16 protein-coding genes are annotated in these 18,117 nt (G+C 71.1%); 9 read left to right on the forward strand and 7 right to left on the reverse strand.

What is annotated here, in order from left to right:
- Window positions 1–9 precede the first annotated feature (9 nt).
- Window positions 10–648: a nucleoside/nucleotide kinase family protein gene (locus tag ABZ453_RS12190; protein ID WP_359014449.1), complete on the reverse strand. Its 639-nt coding sequence runs from the start codon at window positions 646–648 to the stop codon at window positions 10–12.
- Window positions 649–749: 101 nt separating this feature from the next.
- Here ABZ453_RS12190 and ABZ453_RS12195 point away from each other — a divergent pair, with 101 nt between their 5' ends.
- The 4 genes from ABZ453_RS12195 (at window position 750) to ABZ453_RS12210 (ending at window position 6,008) form a co-directional block, all read left to right on the forward strand.
- Window positions 750–1,490, forward strand: coding sequence for a beta-phosphoglucomutase family hydrolase (locus tag ABZ453_RS12195; protein WP_359014184.1), 741 nt, complete (start codon window positions 750–752; stop codon window positions 1,488–1,490).
- Window positions 1,487–3,832, forward strand: coding sequence for a glycosyl hydrolase family 65 protein (locus ABZ453_RS12200; protein WP_359014186.1), 2,346 nt, complete (start codon window positions 1,487–1,489; stop codon window positions 3,830–3,832). The genes ABZ453_RS12195 and ABZ453_RS12200 overlap by 4 nt, the downstream gene beginning before the upstream one ends.
- Before the next feature lie 84 nt (window positions 3,833–3,916).
- Complete coding sequence (prcB, locus tag ABZ453_RS12205; RefSeq protein WP_359014188.1) at window positions 3,917–4,771, forward strand: proteasome subunit beta; 855 nt, start codon at window positions 3,917–3,919, stop codon at window positions 4,769–4,771.
- Between the two features lie 160 nt (window positions 4,772–4,931).
- Window positions 4,932–6,008 carry a HoxN/HupN/NixA family nickel/cobalt transporter gene (locus ABZ453_RS12210; protein WP_356762869.1) on the forward strand — a complete coding sequence of 359 codons (1,077 nt, stop codon included), beginning with the start codon at window positions 4,932–4,934 and terminating at the stop codon, window positions 6,006–6,008.
- A gap of 12 nt (window positions 6,009–6,020) precedes the next feature.
- Here ABZ453_RS12210 and ABZ453_RS12215 read toward each other — a convergent pair whose 3' ends face one another.
- Together ABZ453_RS12215 and ABZ453_RS12220 are read right to left on the reverse strand one after the other, a co-directional pair.
- Window positions 6,021–6,980 carry a hypothetical protein gene (locus tag ABZ453_RS12215; protein WP_359014190.1) on the reverse strand — a complete coding sequence of 320 codons (960 nt, stop codon included), beginning with the start codon at window positions 6,978–6,980 and terminating at the stop codon, window positions 6,021–6,023.
- A 12-nt stretch (window positions 6,981–6,992) separates the two neighbouring features.
- Window positions 6,993–8,465, reverse strand: a complete 1,473-nt coding sequence (locus ABZ453_RS12220; RefSeq protein ID WP_359014192.1) for an APC family permease — start codon at window positions 8,463–8,465, stop codon at window positions 6,993–6,995.
- A gap of 333 nt (window positions 8,466–8,798) precedes the next feature.
- On the opposite strand from ABZ453_RS12220, the gene ABZ453_RS12225 reads away from it, so the two are divergent.
- Window positions 8,799–9,272, forward strand: a complete 474-nt coding sequence (locus ABZ453_RS12225; protein ID WP_359014194.1) for a DUF5709 domain-containing protein — start codon at window positions 8,799–8,801, stop codon at window positions 9,270–9,272.
- 2 nt (window positions 9,273–9,274) lie between these two features.
- Here the strand turns inward: ABZ453_RS12225 and sthA are convergent, their stop codons facing one another.
- On the reverse strand, window positions 9,275–10,678 hold the full coding sequence (gene sthA, locus ABZ453_RS12230; protein WP_359014196.1) for a Si-specific NAD(P)(+) transhydrogenase: 1,404 nt from the start codon (window positions 10,676–10,678) through the stop codon (window positions 9,275–9,277).
- A 153-nt stretch (window positions 10,679–10,831) separates the two neighbouring features.
- Between sthA and ABZ453_RS12235 the strand changes: the two genes are divergently transcribed.
- The gene (locus tag ABZ453_RS12235; protein ID WP_359014198.1) at window positions 10,832–11,962 is read left to right on the forward strand and encodes a sulfite oxidase; all 1,131 of its coding nucleotides are present in this window, start codon (window positions 10,832–10,834) and stop codon (window positions 11,960–11,962) included.
- Here the strand turns inward: ABZ453_RS12235 and ABZ453_RS12240 are convergent.
- Entirely contained in the window at window positions 11,959–12,165 is a 207-nt protein-coding gene (locus ABZ453_RS12240) for a hypothetical protein (RefSeq protein WP_359014200.1), read from the reverse strand. The two genes, ABZ453_RS12235 and ABZ453_RS12240, sit on opposite strands and share 4 nt — an antisense overlap.
- A 165-nt stretch (window positions 12,166–12,330) precedes the next feature.
- On the opposite strand from ABZ453_RS12240, the gene ABZ453_RS12245 reads away from it, so the two are divergent.
- Window positions 12,331–14,595 (forward strand): MMPL family transporter, encoded by a 2,265-nt coding sequence (locus tag ABZ453_RS12245; RefSeq protein WP_359014202.1) that lies wholly within the window; start codon window positions 12,331–12,333, stop codon window positions 14,593–14,595.
- Here the strand turns inward: ABZ453_RS12245 and ABZ453_RS12250 are convergent.
- A complete protein-coding gene (locus ABZ453_RS12250; protein WP_359014205.1) occupies window positions 14,567–15,676 on the reverse strand; it encodes a PP2C family protein-serine/threonine phosphatase in 1,110 nt (369 codons plus the stop codon). The genes ABZ453_RS12245 and ABZ453_RS12250 overlap by 29 nt on opposite strands.
- Before the next feature lie 105 nt (window positions 15,677–15,781).
- On the opposite strand from ABZ453_RS12250, the gene ABZ453_RS12255 reads away from it, so the two are divergent.
- Complete coding sequence (locus tag ABZ453_RS12255; RefSeq protein WP_359014207.1) at window positions 15,782–16,114, forward strand: hypothetical protein; 333 nt, start codon at window positions 15,782–15,784, stop codon at window positions 16,112–16,114.
- A gap of 6 nt (window positions 16,115–16,120) precedes the next feature.
- On the opposite strand, the gene ABZ453_RS12260 is transcribed toward ABZ453_RS12255, so the two are convergent.
- Complete coding sequence (locus tag ABZ453_RS12260; RefSeq protein WP_359014209.1) at window positions 16,121–17,014, reverse strand: Gfo/Idh/MocA family oxidoreductase; 894 nt, start codon at window positions 17,012–17,014, stop codon at window positions 16,121–16,123.
- A 244-nt stretch (window positions 17,015–17,258) separates the two neighbouring features.
- Between ABZ453_RS12260 and ABZ453_RS12265 the strand changes: the two genes are divergently transcribed.
- Complete coding sequence (locus tag ABZ453_RS12265; RefSeq protein ID WP_356762564.1) at window positions 17,259–18,116, forward strand: aldo/keto reductase; 858 nt, start codon at window positions 17,259–17,261, stop codon at window positions 18,114–18,116.
- The last annotated feature ends 1 nt before the right edge of the window (window position 18,117 follow it).

The raw sequence follows: 18,117 nt of genomic DNA on the forward strand, positions 1-18,117 counted from the left end.
CCGGCCGTCTCACACGCCGGGCACCACCAGGTCAGCCCGCTCGCGTGTCGCCGCCACCAGGTCGGCGTTGCGCTGGTCGCTGCCCAGGACCCAGTCCACCGCCTCCTGGTGGCCCTTGCCGAACTCCTCGTGCCGGGCCACCAGACGGCGGATCCGCTCCGCCTCGTCGAGCTCGCAGTACCAGACCTCGTCCAGTTGCTCGCGCACCCGCTTCCACGCCCCCGTGTCCAGCAGCAGGTAGTTGCCCTCCGTGACGATCAGCCGGGCCGTCGGCGGCACCGGGACCGCACCCGCGATCGGCTGCTCCAGCACTCGCTCGAAACCGGGCGCGTAGACGATGTCCTCGCTCTCCGTCTCGTCACGCAGCCGCCGCAGCAGCGCCGCGTACCCCGCCGCGTCGAACGTCTCCGGCGCACCCTTGCGCCGACGCAGTCCCAGCCGGTCCAGCTCTACGTCCGCGAGATGGAAACCGTCCATCGGCACCTGCGCCACCCACGGCCGCCCGGTGCCGTTCAGCTCCCGCACCAGCCGCTCGGCCAGGGTCGTCTTGCCCGCGCCGGGGCTGCCGGCGATCCCGAGGATCGCGCGCCGCCCTGAACCGGTGAGGTCGCGGGCACGCAGGAGCAGGTCGTCGAAGGTCGTCGTCAGCGGCACACCGCAGAGTGTGTCACCCGGGGCGTTCCCGCACGATTGACCCGTGTGGCGTGCGCCACAAGGTGTGCGTCCCGTGTGCGGGGAACCGTAGCTCTATGACGCAACTCGGTCTCCCCGAAGACATCCAGGCCTGTCTCTTCGACCTCGACGGGGTCGTCACCAAGACGGCCGTGGTGCACGCGGCCGCCTGGAAGGAGACGTTCGACGCGTTCCTGCGCGAGCGCGAGGGCGCGGACTTCCGGCCCTTCGACGCCGGCGCCGACTACGACGAGTACGTCGACGGCCGCCCGCGCGCCGACGGCGTCCGTACCTTCCTCGCCTCCCGCGGCATCGAACTGCCCGAGGGGCGGCCGGACGACCCGCCGGAGGCGGCGACCGTCAACGGGGTCGGCAACCGCAAGAACCTCCTCGTGCTGGAGAAGATCCGCACCGAAGGCGTCGAGGCGTACGACGGCACCCTGCGCTACATCGAGGCCGTGCGGGCCCAGGGCCTGCGCACGGCGATCGTCTCCTCCAGCGCCAACACCCGGGACGTGCTGCGCTCGATCAAGGCCGAGGGCCTCTTCGAGGTCCGCATCGACGGTGTCGTGGCCGCCGAGCGGAAACTGCCGGGCAAGCCGCACCCGGACACCTTCCTCGCGGCCGCACGCGACCTCGGGGTCGAGCCGTCGCACGCGGCCGTCTTCGAGGACGCCCTGGCGGGGATGGACGCGGGCCGCTCCGGCCATTTCGGCTACGTCGTCGGCGTCGACCGCGTCGGACAGGCCGAGGCGCTGTCCGCGCACGGCGCGGACGTCGTCGTGAAGGACCTGTCCGAACTGGGAGGCCGGGCGTGATCACCCACCGCTCCTACACCGTCGAGCCCTGGGCCGTGCGCGAGACCCGTCTGGACCTGGACGTCCTCGCGCAGAGCGAGTCGGTCTTCGCGCTCTCCAACGGCCACGTCGGCTGGCGCGGCAACCTCGACGAGGGCGAGCCGCACGGCCTGCCCGGCAGCTACCTGGGCGGCGTGTACGAACTGCACCCGCTGCCGTATGCGGAGGCCGGCTACGGCTATCCGGAGTCGGGGCAGACCGTCATCAATGTCACCAACGGCAAGGTGCTGCGTCTGCTCGTCGACGACGAGCCCTTCGACCTGCGCTACGGGCGGCTGACCTCGCACGAGAGGCTGCTGGACCTGCGACGGGGGGTGCTGGAGCGGACGTGCGAATGGACGTCCCCGGCCGGGTCCACCGTCCGGGTGCGTTCCACCCGCCTGGTCTCGCTCACCCAGCGGGCGATCGCCGCCGTCGCCTACGAGGTGGAGGCCGTCGACAGCCGCTCCCGTGTGGTGATCCAGTCGGAGCTCGTCGCCAACGAGAGCCTGCCGGGATCCGACGGCGACCCGCGCGGCTCCAAGGCGCTGGTGTCCCCGCTGGAGGCGGAGGAGGACGTCGCCGTCGGGCACCGGCTGCGCCTGGTGCACCGGACCAGGCGGAGCGGGCTGCGGGTGGCGGTGGCCGCCGACCACGTCGTGTCCGGCCCGGAACGGACCACGTACGCCGGCGAGAGCAATGTGGACGTGGCCCGGCTGACGGTCACCTCGGTGCTGGAGCCGGGGGAGAAGCTGCGGGTGGAGAAGCTGGTCGCCCACGGCTGGTCCGCCGTGCGCTCGCGGCCCGCGATGAGCGACCAGGTGGAGGCAGCCCTGGCGGCCGCCGGGCACAGCGGCTGGGACGGGCTCCTGGAGGAGCAGCGTGGCTATCTCGACGACTTCTGGGCCCGCGCCGACGTCCAGGTCGACGGGGACGAGGAGGTTCAGCAGGCTGTCCGGTTCGCCCTCTTCCACGTCCTGCAGGCAGGCGCCCGCGCCGAACAGCGGGCGATTCCCGCCAAGGGCCTGACCGGCTCCGGCTACGACGGCCACGCCTTCTGGGACACCGAGGCCTTCGTCCTGCCGCTGCTCACCTACACCTCGCCGGGCGCCGTGGCCGAGGCGCTGCGCTGGCGGCACAGCACCCTGCCCGCCGCCCGGGAACGCGCGGCCCAACTCGGCCTGAGGGGGGCCGCGTTCCCCTGGCGCACCATCGAGGGCTCGGAGGGCTCGGCGTACTGGCCGGCCGGCACGGCGGCCTTCCATGTGAACGCCGCGATCGCCGACGCCGTCGTGCGCTACACGGCGGCGAGCGGGGACACCCGGTTCGAGCGGGAGGCCGGCACGGAACTGCTGGTGGAGACGGCCCGGCTGTGGCGTTCGCTGGGCCACCACGACCACCGCGGCGCCTTCCACATCGACGGCGTCACCGGCCCCGACGAGTACAGCGCGATCGCCGACGACAACACGTACACCAACCTGATGGCCCGCGCGAACCTCCTCGCCGCCGCCGACGCCTGCGAACGCCATGCGGACCGGGCCGCCGAGCTGGGCGTCGACGACGAGGAGAGTGCCGCCTGGCGGGACGCCGCCGAGGCCATGTACATCCCCTACAACCACGAACTCGGGGTGCACGAGCAGCACGAGGGCTTCACCCGCTACCAGCGCTGGGACTTCGCCGCCACCGGCCCGGACCAGTACCCGCTGATGCTGCACTTCCCCTACTTCGACCTCTACCGCAAGCAGGTGATCAAGCAGGCCGACCTGGTGCTGGCCATGTACACCTGCGGCAGCTGGTTCGACGAGGAGCACATCGCCCGCAACTTCGCCTACTACGAGCCGCTGACGGTGCGCGACTCCTCGCTGTCCGCCTGCTGCCAGGCCGTCATCGCGGCGCAGGCCGGTCATCTGCGGCTCGCCTACGACTACACGGCCGAGGCCGCGCTGATGGACCTGGCGGACCTGGAGCACAACACCCGCGACGGACTGCACATCGCCTCGCTCGCCGGCACCTGGACGGCCCTGGTCGCCGGCTTCGGCGGGCTACGCCGCAACGGCACGGGCCTGTGCTTCGCGCCGCGGCTGCCCGAGCGGTTCAGCCGCCTCGCCTTCAGCCTCCAGCTGCTGGAGAGCCGGCTGCGGGTGGAGATCGGTCCGGACAAGGCCACCTACACACTCCTGTCGGGCCCGCCGCTGACCATCAAGCACCATGGCACCCCGGTGACGGTACGGGCCGACGCCCCGGCCGTGCTCGTCGTGCCGCCCGCGCCCTCGCATCCGGCCCCGGAACAGCCGCCGCACCGCAGGCCGAACGCCCACCGGTAGCTTTCGGCGGCTTGTGGCGTTTCCCGGCGGACCGCATCAGGTAGGAGTGGTGTGTCGGCGCGGGACGACCGGAGGGGGACGGGGATGACGGCGAGTGACAGCGAAGGCCGGCTGGGGGAGGAGTTCTTCACCCCTGGCAGCGCGTCCTTCACCGAGTTCCTGGCCGCCCACCGCCCCGAGCTGCTGCCCACCCGCCGCCCCTTCCCGGACGGCGTCCGCGCCGCGCCCGACCGGTTCCCGCACGGCACCACCGTCCTCGCGCTGACCTACCGCGACGGCGTGATGATCGCCGGTGACCGCCGGGCGACCATGGGCAACCTGATCGCGCAGCGCGACCTGGAGAAGGTGCACCCGGCGGACCACCACACCGCGGTCGCCTTCGCGGGCTCGGTCGGTCTCGCACTCGACATGGTGAAGCTGTACCAGGTCGAACTCGTCCACTTCGAGAAGGTCGAGGGCATCCCCATGACCCTCGGGGCCAAGGCGAACCGGCTGGCCGGGATGATCCGCCAGAACCTGGGGCAGGCCATGCAGGGCCTGGCCGTCGTACCGCTGCTGGCGGGCTACGACCCGGCGGCGCCCGAGGGCCGCAGGGGCCGCATCTTCAGCTTCGACGTGGCCGGCGGTCTGTACGAGAAGCGGGACTTCCACGCCGACGGCTCCGGCTCCCCCTACGCCCGGGGCGCGCTGAAGAAGCTGTTCCGGCCGGGCATGGACCGGCGCGAGTCCGCCCTGGCCGCGCTCCAGGCGCTGTACGACGCGGCCGACGACGACTCCGCGACCGGGGGGCCGGACATCAGCCGGCGGATCTTCCCGATCGTCTCGGTGATCACCGAGGAGGGCTTCGAGCGCTTGCCGGAACAGGAGACCGAGCAGCTCAGCCGCGAGATGGTCGAGCAGCGCCGCAGTCGCCCGGACGGACCGAACGCCACGCCCTGACCTGCGCGCCGCCCTTTGCCTTTCCATGGTGAAGAGCTGTCGCGCGCTTTACTGCACATGATTTGCAAGTACGGGAGGATGGCACAAGGTGGTTGATGGCAGCTGCCTTGGACCGAGAGAAGGAACGTCCCGTATGACCTGGCACCGCCTCCGCACCTCCATGACGCGGGACGAGTGGACCAGGGTCGGCGGGATGGCCGCCTTCGTCATCGCCCTGCACGTCATCGGCTGGTTCACGCTCGTCGGCATCGTGGCGCCCCAGCACTACAGCATCGGCGAGAAGTCCTTCGGCATCGGCATCGGCGTCACCGCCTACACGCTCGGCATGCGGCACGCCTTCGACGCCGACCACATCGCCGCGATCGACAACACCACCCGCAAGCTGATGGGGGAGGGCAAGCGGCCGCTGTCGGTCGGCTTCTGGTTCTCGCTCGGCCACTCCAGCGTCGTCTTCGTGCTGGCACTGCTGCTCTCCCTCGGGGTGCGGGCGGTGGCGGGACCGGTCCGCGACGACAACTCCGAGCTGCACGACGTCACCGGCCTGATCGGCACGACCGTCTCCGGGACCTTCCTGTACGTCATCGCCGCCATCAACCTCGTCATCCTGGCCGGCATCTGGAAGGTCTTCCGGCAGATGCGCCACGGTCACTTCGACGAGGCCGCCCTGGAGGAGCAGCTCAACAACCGTGGCTTCATGAACCGGCTGCTGGGCCGCGTCATGAAGTCGATCACCAAGTCCTGGCAGATGTACCCGCTGGGCCTGCTCTTCGGGCTGGGCTTCGACACCGCCACCGAGATCGCCCTGCTGGTGCTGGCCGGTTCCGGGGCCGCCTCGGGCCTGCCCTGGTACGCGATCCTGTGCCTGCCCGTGCTGTTCGCCGCGGGCATGTCGCTGCTGGACACCATCGACGGCTCGTTCATGAACTTCGCCTACGGCTGGGCCTTCTCCAAGCCGGTCCGCAAGGTCTACTACAACCTCACCATCACCGGCCTGTCGGTTGCCGTCGCCCTGCTCATCGGTACCGTCGAACTCCTCGGCCTGCTCGCCGAGAAACTGGACCTGCACGGCTTCTTCTGGGACTGGGTGGCCGGACTCGACCTCAACGTCGTCGGGTTCGTGATCGTCGGCCTGTTCTTCGCCACCTGGGTGGTGGCCCTGCTGGTGTGGAAGTTCGGCCGGATCGAGGAGAAGTGGACGGCGGGCCTGGCCCGGCCGGCCGAACAGCCCGCCGAGTAGCCCCGCCCGCTCTCAGCCGCGCCCCCGCATCTCCTTGCGCCACTTGACGAACTGCACCTCCGGATCACCGGTGTAGGACCAGGGGGTCCGCGTGGCGCGGGGCCCCAGCAGCCGCAGCACGGCACCGGCGACCTCCTTGTCGCCCGCGTAACAGGCCGCGTGCGCCAGGTAGTTGAGGTCGCGCAGTTCGCCGGGGGCGATCCCGTTGTCCGTCCGGCCGATGATCCAGCGCTGCCAGGTCCGGCGCACGTCGCTGACGGCGCCGTCGTGGCTCCAGTGCTGCCCCAGGCCCACGGCGCTCTGGCCGGCGTGGCCCGCGTCGAGGGCGTAGCGGTACTCCTCCACGCGCGCGTACTGCACCAGCACCGGCAACGCGGAGCCCTGGGGTGCCACACCGGCCGCGTCGCGGGCGAAGTCGTACATCAGGCCGTGCGAGCCGTGCCAGCGCGCGGAGTAGTAGTGCAGGACCTGCAGATGGCCCTCCACGCTGTACGGGTCGCGCCGGTGCAACTCGTCCCACCAGCGCGCCAGTTCCTGCCGCCGCACCCCCGCCGGGTACAGCCGGGCCACCGAGATCAGCGAGATCCACGGCGTCGGATCGTCCAGATACGCCTCCGCCGCCTGCAGACACGCCGTCACCGCGGTGTCGATGCGGTGCTGGTCGATCGGCGTGCCCCGGCCCGCGGCGATCGCCAGGTTGAACGCCCTGGCCGTCTCCGTCGCCGCCCGCAGCACCAGCGCGTCGGCGCTGTACGGCTCTGCGGCCAGCCACGACTCCGCCGTCGAGGTGCTCGCACAGGCCTGGGCGAGCAGCCGGATGCGGTGGCCGCGGGCGAGCCAGTCCGCGCCGGTGATCCGCAGCAGGTCCCGCAGGCCCTGCCAGCGGCCGATGACGATGTCCTGGGTGGCATTGGTCAGGAGGCCGTCTCCGCAGTCGGGGTCGAAGTCGGGGGCGAAACGGTCGCGCGCCATCGGGGGTCTCCCTCAGAAGTCGGTGGAGAGACCTTCGTGGGCACGGGAGTTCGCGGCGGCGTACGGGTCGAGGACGTACTCCGCCTCCACAGTGCGGGTGGCGTCCAGCCGGGCGGGGCGATAGTAGTCGCTGCCCTGTCTCCAGTACCAGAGCATCGGGACGAGGCCGACGGCGAGCCCGCCGATGCCGATCGCGATGGCCGCGGTGTCCAGTTCGCCCAGCGACTCGACGAAGATCCAGAACATGAACAGCGCGCCGAACAGCGGCCACAGCCCGCCCAGGAGGAAGTTGCCCAGGGACTTCGTCAGCATCTTGCGGTAGGCGACGACGACCGCGAGGCCCGCGAGGCCGTAGTAGACGGCGATCTGCAGACCGATCGCCGAGATCGCGTCGGCGAGGATGTCGCCCACCGAGCCCAGGGCGTTGGAGGCGATGAACATCACCAGCGCCACTCCGCCGACCACGACGATCGCCACATGGGGCGTGTTCCAGTTGCGGTGCACCCGGCCGAGCGCGGGGGGCATCGTACGGTCGCGGCCCATGGCGAACAGGGAGCGCGTGACCTGGATGAGGGTGGTCTCGAGGGTGGCGATGGTCGACAGCATCACCGCCACGATCAGCAGCTTTCCGCCCAGGCCCGGCCAGATCTCCTCACCGAGCACGCCCAGTACGTTGGCGTCGTTGGCGTCGATCTGCTTCGAGGTGAGGATGACGTTGACCGCGATGGTGAACACCTCGAACAGCAGGAAGACGATGCCCACCCCGATCAGACCGGCGAGTCCGGTCGTACGACGGCTGTTGCGGGTCTCCTCGCTGAGGTTGCTGGTGACGTCCCAGCCCCAGTAGTAGAAGGCGGCGACCAGGGCGCCGGAGGCGAAGCCCGAGACGCCGTCGAAGTGGGAGAAGCCCAGCCAGGACCACTCGAAGGAGCGGACGTTGCCGGTGTGGAACAGGGCGAGTACGGAGAACAGCGCCAGGATCGCGATTTCGATGCCGGACATCACCAGCTGGGCGCGGACGGTGAGCCGGGCGCCGCCCAGCACCACGAGCAGCATCACGATGAACCAGGCCGCCCCGACCACCGTCGACAGCGCGGTGTTGTCGGCCAGCTTCGCGTCGAACAGGGACAGGGTCATGGAGCCGGCCGGCAGCGAGCCCGCCACCATGAAGATGGTCGCCGAGATCACCAGCGCCCAGCCGCTGATGAAGCCGAGAAAGGGATGCAGGGTGCGGCCCACCCAGGAGTAGCTGGCTCCCGCGTTGACGTCGATGCGGCTGAGATAGCTGAAGGCCAGGGCGATGCCCAGCATGGGTATCGCGCAGTACAGCAGCGCCGCGGGGCTGGCCAGTCCCACGGCGCCGACGAGAACCGCGGTGGTGGCGGCGATCGAGTAGGCCGGGGCGCTGCCCGCGACGGCCATCACCACCGTGTCGAAGGTACCGAGGGCATTGGCCTGCAGCCCTCTGCCCCTGATGTTGCTCATGGTGCGCTGCTTTCCGTCGTGCACGACGCGAGGACGACCTGGCCCCGACGACGTAGGGGTGGGGGTGTGGCGGTCTCACCGCCGGCCGAAGAGGGTTGGCCTCGGGCCGGAGGTGGGCAAAGGCATGGAGGAATCCGCCCGGCCGATGCGTCGCCGGGCGGTCACAGCGTGTGTGCGAGTGATGATAGCCGCACTCATTGACGTTTCAAGATTGACCAGGGGGTAACCTCCTGGGCCGCCCGGGACTGAGGAGGTTGGACGGCGCGCAACGGGAAACGCGGATCGGGACACCGTACGGACAACGAACCGCCGCAAGGGCGCCAGGAGGTACCCATGGCCACCGACCCGATGGCCGACGACGTCTACCAGCCCACCGGGAGCAACGAGGAGCAGGAGGACGCGGCGCCGCTGGACCTGCAGGACGCCGTCGACGAGCGCGACTACGACGACACCCTCGACGAGGGCTACTCGCCGCCGGAGAAGCCGCTCGGCGTCACCCGGCACGGCACCACGGCCGCCGAACAGCACGACGGCGAGAGCCTCGACGAGCGGCTCGCCGAGGAGGTCCCCGACGTCACCGTGCCCCCGGGCGACGAGATCGGCGACCTGCCCGGTGGCGAGGGCGAACCCGTCGACCCCGAGGCCGGTGCGGACCGCGCCGGACGCCTGGTCGCCCCGGACGAGGGCGCCCACATGGACACCACGAAGGAGGAGGTCGCCTCGGACGTGGGCATCGACGGCGGGGCGGCCGGCGCGGAGGAGGCCGCCGTCCATGTCGTGGAGGACAGGGAACTGCCCGACCTGTGACGTCAGTCGCCGATGCGGTCGATCTGCCGCAGCTTGTTGGTGGCGTCGAGTGCGGCGACCTTGTAGGACTCCGCCAGGGTCGGGTAGTTGAACACCGCGTCGACCAGGTAGTCGACGGTGCCGCCGCAGCCCATCACGGTCTGCCCGATGTGGATCAGCTCGGTGGCACCGCTGCCGAAGCAGTGCACGCCCAGCAGCGTGCGGTCCTCGGGCGAGACCAGCAGCTTCAGCATGCCGTGCGAGTCGCCGACGATCTGGCCGCGGGCCAGTTCGCGGTAGCGGGAGATGCCGACCTCGAACGGCACGCTGTCCTCGGTGAGCTGGTCCTCGGTGCGGCCGACGAAGCTGATCTCGGGGATCGTGTAGATGCCGATGGGCTGCAGGTGGGACATCTGCCCGACCGGCTCGCCGAAGGCGTGGTAGGTCGCCGAGCGGCCCTGCTCCATCGAGGTCGCCGCCAGCGCCGGGAAGCCGATGACATCGCCGACGGCGTAGATGTGCGGCACCTCGGTGCGGTAGTGCTCGTCGACGGTGATCCGGCCACGCCGGTCGGCCGTCAACCCGGCCTTGGCGAGGTCGAGTTCATCGGTCAGGCCCTGTCGGCCCGCCGAGTACATCACGGCGTCCGCGGGGATCTTCTTGCCGCTCTCCAGGATGGTCAGCGTGCCGCGCGCATGGCGTTCGACGGCGGCGACCGTCTCCCCGAAGCGGAAGGTCACCGCGAGGTCCCGCAGGTGGTACTTGAGCGACTCGATGATCTCGATGTCGCAGAAGTCGAGCATCCCGGGCCGCTTCTCCACGACCGTCACCTTGCTGCCGAGCGCGGCGAACATGGAGGCGTACTCCATGCCGATGACGCCGGCACCGACGATGACCATGGAGCGCGGAACGCGTTCCAGCGCGAGGACGTTGTCGGAGTCCATGATCGTACGGCCGTCGAACTCGACGCTGTCCGGCCGGGCCGGCCGGGTGCCGGTGGCGATGACGATGTTCTCCGCGCTCAGCAGCCGTTCGTTGCCGGTGACCTCGCGCAGCGCGACGGTGTGCGGGTCGACGAAGCGGCCGGTTCCGGCGTACAGGGCGACCTGGTTGCGGGAGAGCTGGCTGCGGATGACGTCGACCTCGCGGTTGACCACGTGCTGGGTGCGCGCGGTCAGGTCGGCGACGGTGATGTCCTCCTTCAGCCGGTAGCTCTGGCCATACAGATCCCGCTGGGTGAGGCCGGTCAGGTACAGCACCGCCTCGCGCAGGGTCTTGGAGGGAATGGTCCCGGTGTGGATGGAGACCCCGCCGACCATGTCGGGGCGGTCGACGACGGCGACCCGGCGGCCGAGCTTGGCCGCGGCGATGGCGGCCTTCTGGCCGCCCGGGCCGGATCCGATGACGAGCATGTCGAAGTCGGGCACCCTCGGAAGTCTGTCAGCACGTGGGCCCTCTTCGAAAGGGTGAACGGGCAACGAGGCGCCCATTGATCGAATCGAACTCCCCTCGACCGACGGCCGGTTGCCCGCCGTCGTGAACCAGGTGCCCGAGCGGCCACCCGGCGTGATAATGCGCCCATGGGCCATCGACTCGCCGACGCGAGCACTCCCGCCCGGCTGGCCGCCCCCGACGAGGGCATCGGCCGCGACGAACTCGCGCTGGCCACCCGCAACCACGGCCTCCCGCTGGAGGCCCTGCGCTACGACGTCACCCCGCCCGGCCTGCACTACGTACTGACGCACTACGACATCCCGTACGTCCCCGACGGCACGCCCTGGCAGCTGACCGTCGCAGGCCGCGTCCGCCGCGAGCTGCAGTTGAGCCTGGCCGATCTGCGCGCGTTCCCCCAGGTCACCACCCGGGTGACGCTGGAGTGCGCGGGGAACGGGCGGGCCCTGCTCACACCCCGCCCGGTCAGCCAGCCCTGGCTCGTCGAGGCGGTCGGCACCGCCGAGTGGACCGGCGTGCCGCTGCGCCTGGTCCTCGCCGAGGCCGGTGTCGAGGCGGGCGCCGTCGACGTGCTGTTCACCGGCGCCGACCACGGAGTGGAACGCGGAGTCGAACAGGACTACCAGCGCTCCCTCCCGATCGACGTGGCCACGGGCACCGAGCCCGAGGTGCTGCTGGCGTACGCGATGAACGGGGCCCCGCTGCCGCCGCAGCACGGGCATCCGCTGCGGCTGGTCGTGCCGGGCTGGTACGGCATGGCGCAGGTGAAGTGGCTGCGCCAAGTCGACGTCCTGGACGAGCCGTTCACAGGATTCCAGCAGAGCGTCGCCTACCGGCTGCGGCAGGAGTCCGGAGAGGAGGGCGAGCCCGTCACCCGGATCGAACCACGCGCCCTGCTCCTGCCGCCCGGCTTCCCGGACTTCATGTCACGGGCCCGCGTCGTACGGCCCGGACCGGTGCGGCTGGAAGGGCGCGCCTGGTCGGGACGGGCGCCCGTCACGCGCGTCGATGTCAGCACCGACGGCGGGCACACCTGGCACGAGGCCGAACTGGAGCCCGACGGCGGCCGCCGCTGGGCATGGCGCCACTGGCACCACGACTGGACGGCCACACCCGGAGAGCACGAACTGACGGCCCGGGCCGCCGACGCCGAGGGCCGCACCCAGCCCCTGACACAGCCCTGGAACCGCGGCGGCTTCGCCGTCAACCTGGTCCAGCGGGTACCGGTGCTGTGCCTCGAAGCGGACCGTGGCGATTAGGGCAGCAGCTTCTCCAGGGCGACGGGGCCCTCCGTCTCCAGTTTGCGCCTGGCCCATTCCAGGCTGCGCGGGGTGATGTCCCTGCCCGTGGCAAGGACGAGATCCTCCGGGGACACCTCGGTGCCGGTGCTGGTGTGGAGCAGGGCGTCCGGGGTGCAGCGGTCCTCGGACGGCCCGGACGCGTCGGGCTGTGACATCTCCATGAGTGCTCCTCGGGTCCGGAACCTTCTGTAAACACCATTCAACGCCCGAGCCCGCGCCGCACCCGGAGGAGCGGGCACCGGCCGTCCCGGCGGAGATGCCGACGTGATCGAACGGGCGTCTAATGGGGAGGACGATCGACCTTGCTGCGGGAGAGGGCCAGTGCTATGTCACGTACCACCGGCACCAGCACAGGGGGCAAGAGCACCAGCCGCGGAGGTCTCCTGCGACGCCTCGGAGAGTGGTGCGCCCACCACTTCGTGATCGTCATCGTCGCCTGGCTGGTCGCCATCGTGGCGCTGCAGGTCCTCAACCGCTCCTTCGGCGGCGAGTACTCCGACAACTTCTCGCTGCCCGGGACGCAGTCCCAGAAGGGCTTGGAGGTACTGAAGAAGCACGACCCGGCGGCCGGCGGCTACAGCAGCCAGATCGTCATGCACGACGGCCAGAAGTCGCTGACCTCGCTCAGCTCCCAGATGTCCACCACCGTCGGGGACCTGCAGAAGCTCCCCCACGTCCTGTCCGCCCAGAACCCGCTGTCCGTACAGGCATCCAAGGTCGGACCCCTGTCCTCCGACGGGAAGACGGCCTACATCACGGTCCGCTTCAACGTCCAGCCCTCCACCCTGGGCGACGGCTATCTGAACGGCGTCGACAAGGCGGTCCAGCCGCTGCGCTCGGCCGGCGCCCAGGTCGAGTACGGCGGACCGCTCGGCGAACTCGCCCGGCCCGCCGCCGACGACCGGGTCAGCGAGCTGATCGGCTTCGGCGTCGCCATCGTCGTCCTGCTGATCGGCTTCGGCAGCATCATCGCCGCCGGTATGCCGCTGCTGACGGCCCTGGTCAGCGTGGTCGGCGGACTGGCGATCCTCGGGCTGTTCGCCGCCGCGTTCACCTTCGCCACCGTCTCCCCGACCCTGGCCACGATGATCGGCCTCGGCGTAGGCATCGACTACGCCCTGTTCCAGATCACCCGGCACCGCCAGAACCTCATGAACGGCGCAGATCCGGTGCGCTCCGCCGGTCACGCCACCGCCACCAGCGGCCGGGCCGTCCTCGTCTCCGGCTGCACCGTGATCATCGCCCTGATGGGGCTCTACGCCTCCGGCGTGAGCTTCATCGGCAAGCTCGGTCTCGCCGCCGCGATGACGGTCGTCTCGGCGGTCATCGGCGCGCTGACCCTCGTACCGGCACTGCTGGGGCTCGTCGGCAGACGCATCGACCGCTACCACGTCCGCCGTCCCGTCGCCGAGACCGACGCGGAGCCGGGGGCCGAGCCGCAGGGCACCTGGCACCGCTACGCCCAGCGCGTGGAGCGCCGGCCCTGGCAGTTCCTCACGGCCGGAGTCGTGACCGTCGTCGTCCTCGCCATCCCGGTGCTCTCCATCCAGCTCGGCCACATCGGCGACGGCGCCGACCCCACATCCTTCACCGACCGGCGCGCCTTCGACCTGATGACCGACGCCTTCGGGCCCGGCTCCAACGGTCCCCTGACGGTCGTCATCGACCAGACCACCGTTCCCTCCTCCCAGCGCTCCTCCCTGTCCGACCAGGCACAGAAGGCCCTCAACGGGGTCGCGGGGGCCTCCACCGTCACTCCGCTGAAACCCACCCAGGACGGGGACGTCCTGATCGGCACGGTCTACTCGAAGGACTCCCCGCAGAACGCCAACACCACGGACCTGAACAACCGGCTGGTCGACCACACGCTCCCGGACGCGGTCTCCGGTACGAGCGCCAAGGGATACGTCACCGGCACCACCGCGGCCCAGGTGGACTTCCGTGACATCGTCGCGAGCCGGCTGCCCCTGATCATCGCTGTCGTGGTCGGCCTCGCCTTCCTCGTCATCCTCGCCGTCTTCCGCGGCCTGCTCGTCGCCGTCAAGGCGGCCGTCCTCAACGTCCTGTCCATCGGGGCCTCGTACGGCGTGGTGGTCGCCGTCTTCCAGTGGGGCTGGGGCGGGCCCGCGCTGGGCGTGCACGGCAAGGTGCCCATCGAGAGCTATGTGCCGATGATGATGTTCGCCATCATCTTCGGCCTGAGCATGGACTACGAGATCTTCCTGCTCTCGCGCGTCCACGAGGCCTGGCTGCGCACCGGGGACGCCAAGGCCTCGGTCGCGCACGCCCTGGAGATCACCGCACGGGTCATCACCTGCGCCGCACTGATCATGGTGAGCGTGTTCGCGGCCTTCATCGTCAGCGACAACATCGTGGTCAAGATGCTGGGGCTCGGCCTCGCGGTGAGCGTGCTGATCGACGCGTCGGTGGTACGGCTGCTCATGGTGCCCGCCGTGATGACGCTGCTGGGCCCGCGTGCCTGGTGGACACCCCGCTGGCTGGACCGGGTGCTGCCGCACATCGACGCCGAGGGAGACCGCGAGGAGAGCGTCCAGCAGGACGTCAGCGAGCATCGGGTGACGCGGACGTGAGCACGAGCATCGTCACGTCGTCGACGACGTCGGGGCAGTACCGTACGAGATCCCCCCAGACCCGGTCGGCGAGCAGGGCCGGGTCGCCGTCGGCGAGGGCGGCGAGGCGGGCGGTCAGCGGGTAGAAGGTGCCCGAGGTGTCACGGGCCTCGCTCACCCCGTCCGAGGCGAGGAACAGGGTGTGGCCCGGCTCCAGCCGCAGCGCCGGCCCGGCGGACGGACCGGTGTCGGCCAGACCGAGCCCGAGCGGCGTCCACGCGGTCAGCTCGACCTCGCTGACGTGACCGCCGCGCAGCAGCAGCGGCGCCGGATGCCCGCAGGACACCAGGCGCACGGACCGGGCGTCGGGCGAGAACTCCACCAGGACGGCCGTCGCGAACAGCTCCGCATAGCGGGAGGACGCCGAGTCGACCGCCAGCCTGCGGTCCAGCCGGGCGGCGACCGACTCCAGGTCCGGCTGGTCCAGCACCGCCTCCCGGAAGGCGCCCAGGAGCGAGGCGACCGTGGCGACCGCCGACAGCCCGTGCCCCTGGACGTCGCCCAGTACGGCCCGGACGCCGTACGGCCCCTCACGCACGTCGAAGAAGTCGCCGCCCACCAGCGTCCCGCGCTGCGCGGCCCGGTACAGGCCCACGCAGTGGACGGGGCCGACCCGCTCGGGCAGCGGCGGCACGACCGCCCGCTGCGCGGCCTCGGCCACGGTCCGCTCCAGGTCCAGCTGGGCGTCGCGGTGACTGCGCACATACGACACGAACACGCTCAGCACCGCCACGAAGGCGATGGTCAACAGGTCGGTGTTGCCGGGCCGGTTGAGCTGGAAGGCGGGGACGTTGAGGACGACGACCACACCGACGCCCAGGAGCGCGGTCGCCCAGGGACCGTACGACAGGACGGCCAGCGGCGGGATCGCGCCCAGCAGGAAACCGATGTCGAGCGGGTTCGGGCTCACCAGCGTCGCCACGCACACGCCCGCGATCAGCGCGACCGGCAGCGCCTTCACCCACCACGGCGGCGGGGCTCCCCGCAGCCAGCTCCGCCGGGCCTGGTCCCGGTGCGGCCACAGCACGATCGTTCTTCCCACACCACCACGCTCCTACGCCGGGGCGCGCCCCGCATGCCGACCACGCTCTGTCAGTGCCGACTGGCATGCTGACCACAGACCTGATCAACCTGGTGGGGAGGCGCGATGGGCTGGGCGGGAGGAGTCTGGCGGGTGGGCAGCGAGGCGGGCCCGGTGGGGGAGATCCTGATCGACGACGCGGACTTCCCCTGGCTGTCCGGCCGCTTCACAGCAGGCGAGGCGTACGACGCCGTCAGAGACCTGTTCATCCGCGAACTCGCCCTCGCCGAACAGGACGACGACTGGGAGGAGTGGGAAGCGGCGTACGACGAGATCCGACGCCGCGTGTCCCTGTCCTCACCGGACGGCCCGGTCCCCGAGTTCCTGCTGCACATCGAGAACGACCGGGCCTGGTTCCGCTGGAGCGACGAGCCCTTCGAGGACGTCCACCGGACGTGACGGGTGTCAGTCCGCTGCGCGGTCCAGCAACGCCTCCGCCTCCGTCAGGATCTCCGTGACGCGCAGGGCGAAGGCCGCGTCGCAGGGGTGCGGGCGTCCGGTCGCGGCCGCGTCGATCAGGGCGTCCGCGGCGCGGAGGAGGGCGGTGACGGCTCCCTCGGTGCTGTCCGGCAGCACGGCCACCCCCGTCTCGCCACGCAGCTCGACCGTCGCGCCCGCCGCCGCGGACGGCGCCGACAGGCTGAGGGTGACCGTGCTGGACGCCCCGCCGGCGTGATCGAGGACGAGGTGGACCGTGTCGCCGGGACCGGGCGCGGCCGCGGCCACCCGACGGGCGTCGCCCAGGACCGGCAGCAGCACGGACAGCGCGTGCGGCCCCACGTCCCACAGCGCGCCCTTCTCCTGCCGCCACGGCGAGTCGGCGAACGGACTGCTGCTGTCGCTGCCGAACAGCGACCCCAGCCACGCCGCCCGACCGGTGAACCAGCCCCCGGCAGCCGCCTGTTCGGTGATCCACGCCTCCGTCTCCGTGACGAAGCGGCTGGTGAAGAAGACCACCGACGCCACCCCGGCCTCCCGCACGGCGTCGACCACGGCCCGCCCCTGCTCCACCGTCGTCGCCAGCGGCTTGTCCAGCAGCAGATGCCGCCCCGCCCGCGCGGCCCGCACCGCCAGCTCCGCCTGCACCGCCGGCGGCAGCGCCACGGCGACCGCCTCCACGTCCGCCAGCAACGCGTCCACGTCGTCGTACGCCCGCGTGCCGTACCGGTCGGCCAGTGCCTTGGCCGCCTCCGGGCGCCGGCCCCACACCCCGACGAAGTCCAGCCCCGAGTGCTCGCTCAGGGCGGGGGCATGGGCCATCTCCGCCCAGGGGCCGGTACCGAGCAGTCCGATCCGCATGCCGCCACCTCTCCACAACACCGATGTACGGCAGCGAGCCTCGCACACCGACCGGCCCGCCGCACGAGGCGGCCGCCGGTGCCACGCGATTCAGCGGACCCGCTGCTGAATGCGTTCGCTTTCCTCTATTGGACCTTCGGCCCCGGCCGGTTCAGGCTGGATGCCGGTCCGGCACCGCCGTGGTCCACGTCCGACGGGCCGGACGTCATCCGGTCCCGCGACAGCCGAGAGAGGTCACCAGCACATGCACACCCGCCGCATCGGGGACGTCGACGTCAGCGCGATCGGACTGGGCGGGATGCCCATGTCCATCGAGGGGCGACCGGACGAGGCGCGCTCCCTGGCCACCATCCACGCCGCTCTCGACGCCGGCGTCACCCTCATCGACACCGCCGACGCCTACCACCGCGACGCCCACGAGGTCGGCCACAACGAGACCCTCATCGCCAAGGCCCTCGCCTCCCACGACCGCGGCAAGGACGTCCTGGTCGCCACCAAGGGCGGCCATCTGCGCCCCGGCGACGGCAGCTGGACCCTCGACGGCAGCCCCCGTCACCTGAAGGAGGCCTGTGAGGCCTCCCTGCGCCGTCTCGGCGTCGAGGCGATCGGGCTCTACCAGTTCCACCGCCCCGACCCGAAGGTGCCCTACGCCGAGTCCGTCGGCGCCGTGCGGGACCTGCTCGACGAGGGCAAGATCCGGATGGCCGGCATCTCCAACGCCAACCCCGACCAGATCCGGCAGGCGAACGACATCCTCGGCGGACGCCTGGTCTCCGTGCAGAACCAGTTCTCCCCGGCCTTCCGCTCCAGCGAGCCCGAACTCGACCTCTGCGACGAACTCGGCATCGCCTTCCTGCCCTGGAGCCCGCTCGGCGGCATCTCCCGGGCGAGCGAACTGGGCTCCACCTACGCGCCGTTCGCCCGCATCGCCGAGGCCCACGGGGTGAGCCCGCAGCAGGTGTGCCTGGCCTGGATGCTCGCCAAGTCCCCGGTGGTCGTGCCCATCCCCGGCTCCAGCCGCCCGGAGACGATCCGCGACTCCCTCGCCGCCACCGACCTCGAACTCAGCACCGAGGAACTCGCCCAGCTCGACGCCGTCTGAC

It is taken from the genome of Streptomyces sp. NPDC005799 (assembly GCF_040630525.1).
Lineage (GTDB): Bacteria > Actinomycetota > Actinomycetes > Streptomycetales > Streptomycetaceae > Streptomyces > Streptomyces griseorubiginosus_B.

What these genes read in the sequence shown, in the direction of transcription:
- ABZ453_RS12195 (WP_359014184.1), top strand. Translation starts at nt 750, where the DNA reads ATGACGCAACTCGGTCTCCCCGAAGACATCCAGGCCTGTCTCTTCGAC.
- prcB (WP_359014188.1), top strand. Translation starts at nt 3,917, where the DNA reads ATGACGGCGAGTGACAGCGAAGGCCGGCTGGGGGAGGAGTTCTTCACC.
- ABZ453_RS12210 (WP_356762869.1), top strand. Translation starts at nt 4,932, where the DNA reads ATGACGCGGGACGAGTGGACCAGGGTCGGCGGGATGGCCGCCTTCGTC.
- ABZ453_RS12215 (WP_359014190.1), bottom strand. Translation starts at nt 6,980, where the DNA reads ATGGCGCGCGACCGTTTCGCCCCCGACTTCGACCCCGACTGCGGAGAC.
- ABZ453_RS12220 (WP_359014192.1), bottom strand. Translation starts at nt 8,465, where the DNA reads ATGAGCAACATCAGGGGCAGAGGGCTGCAGGCCAATGCCCTCGGTACC.
- ABZ453_RS12225 (WP_359014194.1), top strand. Translation starts at nt 8,799, where the DNA reads ATGGCCACCGACCCGATGGCCGACGACGTCTACCAGCCCACCGGGAGC.
- ABZ453_RS12235 (WP_359014198.1), top strand. Translation starts at nt 10,832, where the DNA reads ATGGGCCATCGACTCGCCGACGCGAGCACTCCCGCCCGGCTGGCCGCC.
- ABZ453_RS12240 (WP_359014200.1), bottom strand. Translation starts at nt 12,165, where the DNA reads ATGGAGATGTCACAGCCCGACGCGTCCGGGCCGTCCGAGGACCGCTGC.
- ABZ453_RS12245 (WP_359014202.1), top strand. Translation starts at nt 12,331, where the DNA reads ATGTCACGTACCACCGGCACCAGCACAGGGGGCAAGAGCACCAGCCGC.
- ABZ453_RS12255 (WP_359014207.1), top strand. Translation starts at nt 15,782, where the DNA reads ATGGGCTGGGCGGGAGGAGTCTGGCGGGTGGGCAGCGAGGCGGGCCCG.
- ABZ453_RS12260 (WP_359014209.1), bottom strand. Translation starts at nt 17,014, where the DNA reads ATGCGGATCGGACTGCTCGGTACCGGCCCCTGGGCGGAGATGGCCCAT.
- ABZ453_RS12265 (WP_356762564.1), top strand. Translation starts at nt 17,259, where the DNA reads ATGCACACCCGCCGCATCGGGGACGTCGACGTCAGCGCGATCGGACTG.